11 protein-coding genes are annotated in these 12,793 nt (G+C 41.8%); 6 read left to right on the top strand and 5 right to left on the bottom strand.

The genetic code is table 11. From position 1 onward, the window contains the following. Positions 1 to 13: 13 nt before the first annotated feature. The 5 genes from ACWATR_RS29140 (at position 14) to ACWATR_RS29120 (ending at position 6,203) form a co-directional block, all read left to right on the top strand. Positions 14 to 370 carry a hypothetical protein gene (locus tag ACWATR_RS29140; RefSeq protein ID WP_460339741.1) on the top strand — a complete coding sequence of 119 codons (357 nt, stop codon included), beginning with the start codon at positions 14 to 16 and terminating at the stop codon, positions 368 to 370. A gap of 329 nt (positions 371 to 699) precedes the next feature. Next, the gene (locus ACWATR_RS29135) at positions 700 to 2,553 is read left to right on the top strand and encodes a response regulator (RefSeq protein WP_460339740.1); all 1,854 of its coding nucleotides are present in this window, start codon (positions 700 to 702) and stop codon (positions 2,551 to 2,553) included. Then, entirely contained in the window at positions 2,550 to 5,105 is a 2,556-nt protein-coding gene (locus ACWATR_RS29130; protein WP_460339737.1) for an ATP-binding protein, read from the top strand. Before ACWATR_RS29135 ends, ACWATR_RS29130 begins: the two co-directional genes overlap by 4 nt. Before the next feature lie 196 nt (positions 5,106 to 5,301). Continuing rightward, the gene (locus tag ACWATR_RS29125; RefSeq protein WP_460339734.1) at positions 5,302 to 5,679 is read left to right on the top strand and encodes a response regulator; all 378 of its coding nucleotides are present in this window, start codon (positions 5,302 to 5,304) and stop codon (positions 5,677 to 5,679) included. Positions 5,680 to 5,783: 104 nt separating this feature from the next. Continuing rightward, the gene (locus ACWATR_RS29120) at positions 5,784 to 6,203 is read left to right on the top strand and encodes a response regulator (protein WP_460339732.1); all 420 of its coding nucleotides are present in this window, start codon (positions 5,784 to 5,786) and stop codon (positions 6,201 to 6,203) included. Positions 6,204 to 7,153: 950 nt separating this feature from the next. On the opposite strand, the gene ACWATR_RS29115 is transcribed toward ACWATR_RS29120, so the two are convergent. Both ACWATR_RS29115 and ACWATR_RS29110 read right to left on the bottom strand, forming a co-directional pair. Continuing rightward, the gene (locus tag ACWATR_RS29115) at positions 7,154 to 7,768 is read right to left on the bottom strand and encodes a hypothetical protein (RefSeq protein ID WP_460339730.1); all 615 of its coding nucleotides are present in this window, start codon (positions 7,766 to 7,768) and stop codon (positions 7,154 to 7,156) included. Positions 7,769 to 7,819: 51 nt separating this feature from the next. After that, positions 7,820 to 8,320, bottom strand: a complete 501-nt coding sequence (locus ACWATR_RS29110) for an anthrone oxygenase family protein (protein ID WP_460339728.1) — start codon at positions 8,318 to 8,320, stop codon at positions 7,820 to 7,822. Positions 8,321 to 8,775: 455 nt separating this feature from the next. Between ACWATR_RS29110 and urtE the strand changes: the two genes are divergently transcribed. Further along, positions 8,776 to 9,474, top strand: coding sequence for an urea ABC transporter ATP-binding subunit UrtE (gene urtE, locus ACWATR_RS29105; protein ID WP_460339726.1), 699 nt, complete (start codon positions 8,776 to 8,778; stop codon positions 9,472 to 9,474). A gap of 235 nt (positions 9,475 to 9,709) precedes the next feature. Here the strand turns inward: urtE and ACWATR_RS29100 are convergent, their stop codons facing one another. From ACWATR_RS29100 to ACWATR_RS29090, 3 genes are read right to left on the bottom strand one after another with little or no spacing between them, the layout of a single operon-like run. Continuing rightward, positions 9,710 to 10,477, bottom strand: coding sequence for a hypothetical protein (locus tag ACWATR_RS29100; RefSeq protein ID WP_460339724.1), 768 nt, complete (start codon positions 10,475 to 10,477; stop codon positions 9,710 to 9,712). An 8-nt stretch (positions 10,478 to 10,485) separates the two neighbouring features. Then, the gene (locus ACWATR_RS29095; RefSeq protein ID WP_460339722.1) at positions 10,486 to 11,799 is read right to left on the bottom strand and encodes a cytochrome P450; all 1,314 of its coding nucleotides are present in this window, start codon (positions 11,797 to 11,799) and stop codon (positions 10,486 to 10,488) included. Between the two features lie 6 nt (positions 11,800 to 11,805). Continuing rightward, a complete protein-coding gene (locus tag ACWATR_RS29090) occupies positions 11,806 to 12,588 on the bottom strand; it encodes an ABC transporter permease (RefSeq protein ID WP_460339720.1) in 783 nt (260 codons plus the stop codon). Positions 12,589 to 12,793: the final 205 nt, after the last annotated feature.

The following is a 12,793-nucleotide window of genomic DNA, read 5'->3' as shown; positions in this document are numbered from 1 at the left end:
ACCTGACATAGCTATGGCAGTAAAGATAAAACTAATGGCTGATTATGGGTGCGACCCTTTATGGTGGGCAGATGCTGATAAAGTTGGTAACATCGATCCAGCAAAACTGCCCCTCAGTCAAAAAACCATTAGCCATCTGAGAAAATGGGCATCTGCTTACGATGCAACATTAAATTGGCAAGATCCTGCTAACTCACCAGATTTAAGTGCAGAGGCTGAAGCGGCTTTTGAAGAAGAAGGAATTAGTCTGTGGAAGGAATTGCAAACAGAACTTGCACCTAATTATCAAGTTGTTTATTTCAGTGAGCCATTAGGCAAAGTTTTAACTCATCCTAGTGAATTAGAAGTTTTACGTCCTATTCAGCAATGATTTCACGTAACAGAATATAACTCTAGTGCATCACTAATAAATTTAATTGCGATCGCAGTTTCAAAGAAATCAACGCTGAAGTTTTGTACGCCGCGAAGGAAGCTGTTGGGGCGTAGGTTAACTAGTTAGCGATTTTTAATCATAAAGGGCATATCTTATATGAATGCCTTTTATCAAGATTTGTAAAAAAATCTATCAGACTGCAAAAAAATAATTAACTTGTTGTAATGTTTGTAACGATATATTAAAATTACACAGGAGTTTGACCACGCAGATATTGTGCGCTGCGATCGCGGAGGTGTCATAAGCATCTTCTTTGGATGCAACTTATGAAAATTTTGTTGGTAGAGGATGACGTATTACTGAGTACAGCACTCTTCGAGTTGTTGAGTGCAAATCGTTATACTATCGATATCGCAAGCAATGGACAAGCTGGATTAGAACTAGCACTATCGACTGAATATGAGTTGATTTTGCTGGACTGGTTAATTCCAAAACTAGATGGCATTAGCTTATGTCGGCAACTGCGAAAGCAAGGCTACCGTAAATCTATTCTGTTGCTAACCGGAAAAAATTCTAATGCAGACATTGTTGCTGGGTTAGATGCTGGAGCAGATGATTACGTCATTAAGCCATTCAACCCAGAAGCATTACTAGCCAGAATTCGCTCTTTATTACGACGCAATGATGCAATCTCATCATCCACATTAACCTGGGGAAATCTCTGTTTAGATCCACATGCTGGCAGAGTAACTTGTAATGAGCAGGAAATTCCCCTCACCGCCACAGAATACAAACTGCTGGAATTGTTTTTACAAAACCCAGATCGGATCTTTAGTCGTGCAGTCATTCTAGATCGGCTCTGGGGATTTGGAGATGCACCGACTGAAAGTGCAGTTACGACTCATATTAAAGACTTGCGAAAGAAACTGAAAACAGTAGGGCTAGCAGAAGAATTTCTAGAAACGGTATATGGTATGGGCTATCGCATCAAGCCTGCACCTAATCACCCCATCTCTGTTATGGAAACAAATCCAGATGGAAAGAAAAAAACTGGCTCCAAAGATATGACTTCTGTAAATCGGGTGCTGGAGCGATTTCGTAATTCCTTTGCCGGACAGGTTGGAGTGTTGGAACGGGCAAAAACTGCACTTTTAGCGGGGAATTTTAATGAAGATTTACATCAGCAGGCATTGCATGAAGCCCATAAGCTAGCAGGTTCGATGGGGTCATTTGGTTATCCAGAGGGTTCCCGGCTAGCACGGAAAATAGAGCATTTATTGCTTCAATATTCCTCACTATCTCCAGATAAAATCTCTGATTTCTCACAACTGGTAACAGGATTACAGCAAGAGTTAAGCAAGCCTGTTGTTACTTCCACCGCTCAAAGCGTCCCGATGAACCAAACTTATCGTCTGTTAGTCATCGATGATGATGCGATGCTGACGGAGCAGTTGCAGGCAGAAGCCGACTTATGGGGAATCAGAATGAAGGTTGCACCCAATTTAGCAACAGCCCGATCGCTTTTTTCCTTAAAAACTCCTGACGTAGTTTTACTGGATTTGAGTTTTCCTGGAACCGAAGAAGATGGATTAGTATTATTGAGCGAGATAGTACAGCGATCGCCAAATATCCCAGTGATTGTTTTTACAGGGAGAGATACATTGGTAGATCGACTGGCAGTATCGCGTTTAGGAGCTAGACAATTTTTGCATAAACCGGCGACAACCGAGCAGATTTTTCAGGCGATCGCTCGTGTCTTACCTCAACCTAAAACTTCCGAAGCCAAAGTTTTAATCGTAGATGATGACCCTGTAATACTGGCTGGATTATCGGCGTTACTAACTCCTTGGGGGCTGGAAGTAACAACTCTTTCTCAATCACAACAATTTTGGAAGGTGCTGATTGCAACATCTCCAGATTTGATAGTACTAGATTTAGAAATGCCAATAGTTAATGGCTTAGAGTTGTGCCAGGTCGTGCGCCAGGATTCCCAGTGGGGAGATTTACCGATTTTAGTAGTTACAGCCCATACTGAAGCAGAATTTCTTCAGCAAGCTTTTGCAGCCGGAGCCGATGATTTTATCAGCAAGCCAGTGCTAGGGCCAGAACTTGTAACACGGGTACTGAGCCGCATTCAAAGAACGCGCTGGCGCTCTCAGGCAGGAAGAAGTAAAGCATGATCAGAAATTATCCGCGATTATTGAACTACGGTGTTGCTATTGGCTCAACTGCGATCGCCACCTTCTTATCAGTCTGGCTAGAACCGCTGATTTCTCGAACCATTGGTGGATTTTTCTACATAGCGATCATCGCCAGTACTTGGTATGGTGGCTTTCGACCAGGAATTGTTACAGTTGTTCTTTCCACACTGGCAATTGATTATTTCTTGATTCCCCCTCGATATCAACTGGGGATTAATCAATCAGAAGATGTATTGCGGTTAGGAATTTTCTTATTGGTTGCCTTGATAATTAACTTGGTGACAGGCAATCTTCAATACAGCAGACGGAAGATTCAACAACTCAACCAACAATTGTCTCAGGAAAATGCCGAGCAATTGCGGATAACTCTTGACGATCGCAAACAAGCACAAGAAACTTTGCAACAGCAATTTGAGCAACAGCGCTTAGTGATGGAGATGACTCAGCGTATCCGGCGATCGCTGAATTTACAAGATATCTTGCAAACCACTGTCGATGAAGTGCGGCATTTTCTGGAGTGCGATCGCGTCACTATCTTTCAATTTTATCCAGGTTGGGGTGGAACGATTGTTATTGAGTCTGTTGCACCAGAATGGATGGCTCTTTTACCACTCCAGATTCATGATCCTTGCATTGGTGAAGAGAACGTCGAACCCTTTAAACAAGGCTTAGTCACTGCGAAAACTGATATTTATACTGCCGGAATTAGTCCCTGTCACGTTCAATTTTTGGAAAGTCTCCAGGTGAGGGCAAATCTCGTCGTTCCCATTTCTTTGGGAGATGAATTGTGGGGATTAATGGCAGCTCATCAATGCGCGGCTCCTCGTGAGTGGCAATCTTCAGAAATTTCTCTGTTACGGCAGTTAGGAGCGCAAGTAAGCATTGCTATCCAGCAAGCAGCTTTGTTTAAACAGTTACAGATAGAACTAACGGAGCGCAAACAAGCAGAAATTGACCTACAACAACTAAATGCCGAACTTGAACAACGGGTGCAAGAACGCACTGCACAACTGACAGAGACGAACGATCGCCTGCGAAAAACAGTGATAGAGCAGCAACAAACTCAACTCACACTTTTAGAACAGGCGCAAATGCTAGAGCTTCAGGCTGTAATCACCCGCAATATGGGGGAAGGCATTTGCTTGGTGAGAATAGATAATGCAATCATTATCTATGCCAATCCTAAATTTGAGCAGATGTTTGGCTATGACTCTAATGAACTCAACGGTCAGCACGTTTCGATTGTGAGTAGTGTCACCAAATCGGTAAATACTGAAGATGTCAATCAAGCCACTTTGTCTGCCGTCTTACAAAATACTGAAGCCAACTACGAAGTCCAGAATCTTAAAAAAGATGGTACACCATTTTGGTGTAGTGTGACGACTTCTGTATTCAGACATCCCGACTACGGCGACGTTCTGGTTGCGGTTCACCAAGATATCACCAAGCGTAAAGGCATCGAAGAAGCTTTACGCGAGAGCGAAGAAAAGTTTCGTCAGCTGGCAGAAAACATCCAAGCAGTATTTTGGATGACCGATAATCAAAGTCAACAAGTTCTATATGTGAGCAATGCATACCAAACCATCTGGCAAAGAAATTGTGAGGACTTGTATCACAACTATTCAGATTGGTTAGATGCAATTCACCCAGAAGATCGCCAGCGCGTCGAAACTGAAGTCATTGAACAGCTTAAACCAGGGCAATACGATAAAAAATATCGGATTATCCGCCCTGATGGTTCAATCCGTTGGATTCGCGATCGCGCATTTGGGATCAAAAATGAATTAGGCGAGGTAGTTCGGATTGCTGGTATTGCCGAAGATATCACTGAACTAGAGCAGATTAACCTGATGAAGAGTGAGTTTATTGGCATCGTTAGTCACGAACTCCGTACTCCCTTAACTGCAATTCGCGCCGCACTAGGCTTACTACAAACTGGTATCTACGATAAAAAACCAGACAAATTCAAGCGGATGATTGAGATTGCAGCCATCGACAGCGATCGCTTAGTGCGTCTAGTTAACGATATTCTCGATTTGGAACGCTTAGAATCGGATCGAGCTGTCTTAGAAAAAACTACCTGCAATGCAGCTGATTTAATTCAACAAGCAGTAGCGGGTGTGCAGGCGATCGCTAATCAACAAAATATTATCTTTAAGATCCACCCTACCAATGCTCAAGTTTGGGCCGCAGCTGATGCCATTGTGCAAACGCTCACCAATTTGTTAGGTAATGCGATTAAATTCTCGCCTGCCGATTCTACTATTACCCTGAGTGTCCAACAGCAAACAGACCGCGTACTCTTCCAGATCGCGGATCAAGGACGAGGTATCCCAGCAGATAAGTTAGAAGCAATCTTTGGAAGATTTCAGCAAGTAGATGCATCTGATTCTCGCACCAAAGGCGGCACAGGCTTGGGATTGGCAATCTGTCGTAGTATTATTGATCAGCACGGTGGGGAAATCTGGGCTGAGAGTACTCTTAGTGTTGGCAGCACGTTTTTCTTCACTCTGCCATTGCCGAGAAATTAGGCAGAGGGGCAGGGGGGCGGAGGGGCAGGGGAGCAGGGGAGCAGGGGAGCAGGGGAGCAGGGGAGCAGGGGAGCAGGGGAGCAGGGGAGCAGAGAAGAATAATAAATAACCAATGACAAATGACCAATGACAAATGACAAATGACAAATGACAAATGACCAATGACAAATGACAAATGACAAATGACAAATGACAAATGACTAAAAAATTGTTAATTGTGGATGATGAAGAACGAATCCGCGAATTAGTACAAGCTTGTTTAGAAGACTTGGGAGGATGGGACACCCTGACTGCTGCATCAGGGGCAGAAGGACTAAAAATCGCCCAAACAGAACCCATTGATGCCATTCTACTTGATGTCTCTATGCCTGACATTGACGGCTTTGCAGTACACGAAAAACTTCAGGCAAATTCTACAACCCAAGGGATTCCAGTGATTTTGTTAACAGCGAAAGTCCAAGGGAGCGATCGCGCCCGTTTCGCCCAGATGGGAATTGCCGGGATTATTACCAAACCCTTTGAACCCACCTCTATCTGCAACGAAGTTACTGAGATTCTGGGGTGGGACGATTAATTTTTAAAATTTGTAACAAAATTTATATCTTTATTAGTTTTTTATTTTTGTAATATATATTTTTTGTTTGCAGATAAAAATAATTTATCTCACTGGAAAAGTGTATGAATATGCTATTGGAGGTAAATATAACTGGCAAAACGATATTGCTCATTGACGATGAACTGAATGTACGTGAGATAGTAAAATTTTGCCTCCAAGATTTAGCTGGTTGGGATGTGGTGACAGCAGATTCTCCATTAGAAGGATTGCAGAATGCAGTACGCCATAGTCCTGATGCGATTGTATTAGATATCTCAATCCGTGACATGGCTAGTTTTGAGTTTATGAGTAAACTAAGAAATAATCCAGAAACTCAAGCTATTCCTGTAGTGCTGCTCAGTGCTAAAGCGCGATGGCTCGATTCGCAAATTTTGCAACAGTATCAAGTTGCAGGTGTAATCCTCAAACCCTTTAATCCAGTTACCCTCCCTGCTCAAGTTGCTCAACTGCTGGGTTGGGATTTTACTTCACTAATGGATTAAACAAAAACGTGTGCAGCAGTACGTCACCTTGAATACTGGAATTGCCACAGTGATTTCTACGTCTAAATATTACATCTAATACCAATTCTCTTTGAAGAATTCAGAAGCCAGAATTCTTCTTCAAAAATAGACTGTCTTAGGGAGTGAGCGATACCTGCAATGGTCTACACCTCAGCAAATTAAGCGCCTGTTGAGATTTTTTAAAAGTTGTTAACTACTTTCATTTCTTTATTAGTTCTTTATTTTCTATTTATAAATTAAAACTGTTGGTAGTAAAGCCAAGAGCAAACTACTTATTTGTGTTTAACTTTTTTAATAAAACAACAATTCTATGACAAACTGCCCTTGCTGTTCAAACCAAATGCTCCGTCACATTCGCTTACAAGAAACCTATTGGTTCTGCCGCCACTGCTGGCAAGAGATGCCTAACTTAAGTTCAGAAAGAAACAGGAGTAGTTTAAATTTGACGAGAAAAAGCCCATCATTAGTTAAACAAGCAATTTACTCATTTTGAAATCTCAAAATCGCTGTTTTTATATTACCCATTTAACTCGCAAATTAACTCATTAGGTTATCCATCGTCATTAGTCATTTGTGTTTACAGGGGACAAAGGACTAATGACGATGTTCATTCAAAGCGGCGTGTACCTCCATCCCAAGAGCTACCGTGTATACACAAGTCCTAAAAACCTAGCTTGATAAGACTTTCCTCGTTCCCAGTCTCCGACTGGGAATGCATTCATTGAGTCTCTGACTCAATGCCAGATTGGAGGCAGAGCCTCAACGAGGAGCGTTCCCAGTCGGAGACTGGGAACGAGATAACGAGATAAACGATAGAACAATAAAAAATCAAACTTTTTTTGACTTGTGTATACACGGTAGATCCCAAGAGTGGGTAGTTGAGGTTGCTTAGGGCATTGCTAGCTTCTTCCTCATGCCCTTATACATCCCTACTCCCAATAGTTTTCGGTTAAGGGGGAAAAGGGAACTATAGATGGTGAAAACATTTTCAGTGATGGATAAAATTCTAATCTCGCTGCATAATCATCTGTTTGTGATACTTCCAGTTCAATTGTTGGCTGCTCTTTTTCATCAAAAAGCAACTGGATTTGATAATGTGTCCAGAATTGCTCACCTAGTTCATCTTCTAATTCAACAAGACGTTCTTCATCACCCCATATATTCGACCAAAGGACTATCTTATTAGCCCGAAACTGATTTTGACCTGTTGTATCTGCAATTACAAAATATGCTTCGACATTTAAATCAAATCCCAAATCATCGACCTCTATCTCTGCTAGCTGGCAGTTAACCACTATTAAGGTGTCTGGGTTAACGTTTACTACCTCTTCTTGGCGCTTTAATAATTCTTGAAGTACGAAATCAGGCAATAACTGGGAACTTTGCTCAAGTAGGATTTTTTGAGTTTCTGGGGAATAACGAGTTTTTAATTCTTGCGTGATTAAAGTTAAAATATCTTCACTATCTAAGATGACAACTATCTTTTTATCTGCGGGATTGAGGAAACTTCCTTGATTCAGATTAATGGGTTTTTTAATTGGCATAGTTCTGTTAAATCCTTTTAATACTTTTTTTTACTCTGATACTTAACATTCCTATTGCACTGTTTGCTTACAGAGCGCACTTGTCAGCAATGCTGCTGCCCCAAACGCTGCTATCGTCCGAACATGGTTCCAGAGCGTCCAGGTGGTCAGATATCTAGCCCATAAGTCTGCACCCTCAGTGCTATCTGGTTTGGCGATCGCCAGGGCATCATTCAGCGGCACATTGAAGGCGATCGTCACTACAACAGTGCCAACTAGATAGAGTAGGCTACCAATTAGTAAGTAAACAGCATCGGGTTGATGCCACTTTGACAGCGAGGCGATCGCTAGAAAGAGGCAAGCCAAAGCCGTTCCAAAGAGCGCCATCATAAACAATGGATTGATCGCTGTGATATTAATCGACTGCATGGCGGACATGCCTTCTCTTGGCTGAAGTCGAGCAAGAGCATTCATTACAAAAGTCGAGAAGGCAAAGAAGACTCCCGCCACAAGTCCGCAGCCCAAGGCAGTGAAAAGTTTCAATGCAAAAAGTAAGTGGTCAGCAGTTGTCATCTAATTCGTAACCTTACTAATCCACAAATCGTTAAATGTTGATTAGCTTATCACACTCCCAGAGGTAGTATCACGGCAAGAGATTTTACATACTCACCGTTCTTTAGAAGGGTGATTCTTGACGCTTCATTGACTGATGCTACCGAAATAGTCTTACTCTGTCTCTGCGTCCGTTTAGAGTCGTGGCAATGCGCGTGAAGTCAGGAAACAACAAAATTGAATCCTAAAGCTTTATAACAAATCGAATAAATAGATGGATAAGTTCTGGTATATTTCAATATACTTAGAAAAGTTTTGTATGTTATAAATTTGAGCAATATATTACAAGTTATGCAGAGATCATCACTATAATTAGTTATCTTTTTGAACAAGAAGGTTTTACTTGTTTGTTGCGGTCAGGAGGCTAACATTGCTCTGCGTATCTGCGTGAAATTTTAATATCTAGGTAATTTATAGTGCTAAAAATCTCTAACCTCAACGTTTACTACGGCGAAAGTCACATTCTCCGCAATGTAGATTTAAGCGTACCATCTGGGCAAATGGTTTGCCTAATTGGACGCAATGGCGTAGGGAAATCTACTTTACTCAAAACAATTATGGGTTTACTCAAACCCCGCAGCGGTACTATTAACTTAGCTGAAGAATTAATCAACTCAAAATCCCCAGACCAAAGGGCAAAGTTGGGAATTGGTTATGTCCCCCAAGGACGAGAAATTATTCCCCGTTTGACAGTCAAAGAAAATTTGCTGCTGGGATTAGAAGCTAGACGCAAGCCAGTAAAAAAAGCAGAAATTCCAGAGGAAGTTTTTAGCTTATTCCCGGTGTTAAAAACTATGCTTTCGCGGATGGGTGGCGATTTGAGTGGTGGACAACAGCAACAATTAGCGATCGCACGTGCTTTAATGGGAGAACCTCAATTACTCGTCTTAGATGAACCCACGGAAGGGATTCAACCCTCCATCATCCTAGAAATTGAAGCCGCAGTCCGTCGCATCGTCGAAACCACAGGCATTTCTGTATTATTGGTAGAGCAGCATTTGCACTTTGTCCGTCAGGCTGATTACTATTACGCTATGCAAAAAGGTGGTATTGTCGCCTCCGGTTCCACCACCGAACTCAGCCAAGATGTGATTCAACGCTTTTTAGCTGTTTAATAAAACAGAATTCAGGAGTCAGGAGTCAGAATTCAGAATTGAATTGGAATGTGACTGGCGGATGTAGCTTGTTTCTCTATAGGAGTATAAACGGGTTTCAATACTTGTCGGTTAAGGGGGAAAGGGGAAGGTGGGGCCCCCTCTGGGGATAAGGGGCGGGGGGAAAGGGAAATTAAAAACCTTTAACCCTTACCCTTTAACCCTTTCCCAAAACCAAAGCTTGGGTTCAAAATGCTTAACCGAGTAGTATTGAAACGGGTTTAATTTCTCCACTTTCTTGTTCGGAATTCGCGATTATAAATTTTGTATTGTCTATATCAATTGTGTCAGAAGCAATCAAGTCTGCTGCTTCTTGTAAAAGCTCATGCTGTTCCTTTTGAATTGCTTCTAAGCGACTAGAAATTTCTGCTAATCGCTGTTGTTTATTTGGTTGAAAACTTTCAGGTAACAAAGCTGGTAGATTATCGGTTGTTTTAGTCGCTGTAATTTGTTGAACAGCAAAATTGCCAATTTTAGTTAAAGATAGAAAGCTAACTTTAATCAAAGCCTGAAGCAATTTTAACGGAACTTGGAGTATTGACCAACTAGCTGTTTCAATCAACCGGACAATTGCTTTGATGATGCTCCAAATAAGAGCGATCGCAAACACCAAAATCACTATACTAATAATTGGGTGATTAGTCGCCCAACCTAGTATTTGAACTAACCGAAAAAATATCGGGTGTTGTGTCAGCCAATCACTTACAGAAGATGCCATTACATCTTTAACTGCTCCCGATGTTGTACTTTTAAATTTATCAGCAGTTTGCCAAGTTTGCTCTAAGCTTGTTGTAACTGTATTAATTGCTTTATCGGTCGTTGTAGTTGCTGTTGCCTTCAAAGATTCTCCAGCTTGTTGTGCTGAGTTACTTAGAGAGTTAACGCTTCCACCCACAAAATCTTTCGCATTTTGCAAACGTTCTAAAACTCTGTTAGGCAAGTGTATGTCTATTTGGGATGCCATAAAACATTTCACCGAGGTTGAAATCTAACCCGTAACCCATCTTTAGGGCGATTGCTAGGAACTAACACTGTTTCTAAACTTTGATTGGGTAATATCTCCCAATGATAATCGCGTAGAAGGTGGGCAGCAATAATCTTCATTTCCATTTTGGCAAAGGCTATACCAATACAGATGCGCGGCCCACCACCGAAACCAACTAAACTAAAAGGATATTTTTTATGTTCTTGGCGCTGGGGACTGAAACGATCTGGATCAAAACGCTCTGGTTCAAGGTAAATTTCTTTTAGGCTGTGAGTGATCATAATTGAATATAATAACTGCCAACCAGCCGGTACGTGATAGCCTTTAAACTCAAAGTCTTTAATTACACCACGAAACCCACCTCCGACTGGTTGATGCAATCTTTCGACTTCCCACAAAACCTGCTCTAAATAGGGCATTTTGCCCAATTGTTCTAAATCCAACTCACCTTTACTTGCAAGTTGCAATTGTTCAACTCTTGCTTTTTCGAGAACTTCTGGATGACGGGCTAACTCTACACACAACCAAGTCAGCATTGAAGTAGTTGTTTCATGTCCAGCGAAGAGTAATAATAACGACTGGGCGATGAGTTCTTTTTCACTCATCCGGTTACCTTCTTCGTCTTGGGCTTGCACTAATAAACTCAGAGCGTCTTGAGTTGGGTTTTGCTGACGTTCTCTGACAACTTGAGTTAGATGTTCTAAAATTTCATTACGCGCTGCTATAGCTTTACCAAATGTCGTAAATGGTAAGGGCAACGGATTAATCGCAAACAGTCCATTTGTCATGGCTGCAAACAACTGGCTGAGGCGCACACCTTCAGGGCCAGGACGCGTACCCAGCAACAATTGACTAGCAATATCAAATGTCAGCTGTTTAAACTCTTGAAACCAAGTAAACTCCTGTTTTTTCTCCCACTTTTGGAGATAACTACGTGTGATATCTTCCATTGTGGAGACATAATTTGCCAATGCTGGGCCATGCAACGCCGGCATCATCAAGCGGCGGTTTCTACGATGTTCCTCTCCATCTTGCAGAAAAAGTGATTCACCCAGTAATGTCTTGAAATTATTAGGCCATCCTTCCCGCCAAGAAAAATTCTCGATATGGCTTGACAAAACGAACTCTAATGCTTCCGGCCCTGCCATTACCACAGTTGGTCTGCCAAGAAGATGAGTTTTGAAGATAGGCCCATACTGGTGATAGCGCTTTTTAGCAAAATCACGGTCGAAAACAAAGGAAAGTGTTTCACCTAATACAGGTATACCAAAGCTTCCAGGAGGAATTTGATTATTTTTCATCTCTCGTTAACTCGAAGCGCTAGTATAAAACCGCAACGCAAACCGCCAAAACCAAGTAGAAGCAAAAAACAGCGCTACTGCTAATATTACCGCACCTATCAACCAGCTAATTTCACTCCGACCCAACAATGCTTGGGCTGGTACAGTTGTTAAAAAAGCTACTGGAATTACAAAGGTGAAGAAAAAGCGGTAAGCCGTGGGATATGCGGCAATGGGATATCTTCCAGCATCCAATAAACCACGCAACACTTCAGTAACGTTGTATATTTTGACGAACCAAATACTTGTCGCTCCCAGCATAAACCACAGGCTATACAAAATCACCAAGCTGAACAATAACGGCAGCACACCCAGTAAATAGCCGTCTATTCCTACACCTAGGCGTTGACCTGCGTAGCCAATAATAATACTACCAAAAACTAGATCGGGCATTCCCCAAGGTGAGAGGGTATGGGTGGAAAGCCAAAACTGACTGCGGATAGGTTTTAATAATATAAAGTCCAAAGTGCCTTCCTGGACATGGCGGACAATGCGATTTAAGTTCGACGCCAGAAAAGTAGCAGAAAATCCTTGCAGTAAGGTAAAAATTCCTAGAACTACTAAAGCTGCTTCCCATGACCAGCCACTAAAAGTATAGCCAGTGCGATAAAACAAGAATAGTCCAAAGAGGCTACCCGCAAGATTTCCCAAGCTGCTGAGGGTAGCTATGAAAAAATTAATCCGATATTCCAACTCAGCTGCGATCGCAGCACCCCAAAATAGTCTTAGTACTTTCAAATATCTTTGCATCTTGCACCCCTAACTCAAAACCTACCACCTGTCACTACGTTTCCCAAGATTACACAATAACTTTATGTAAATTTAATATTACTTTTTATTCAGGAAAATTGCTAAACGTTAAGATGTTGTGGATCTACTGTTGAAAGGTAAGAAGTTCTATGCATCTGGATTTACCAGAACTAATGAAATCACTTGGCTACTTTGGAGTATGAGC

This window comes from Nostoc sp. UIC 10890 (assembly GCF_054786515.1).
This window is presented reverse-complemented; position numbering and strand designations above follow the sequence as displayed.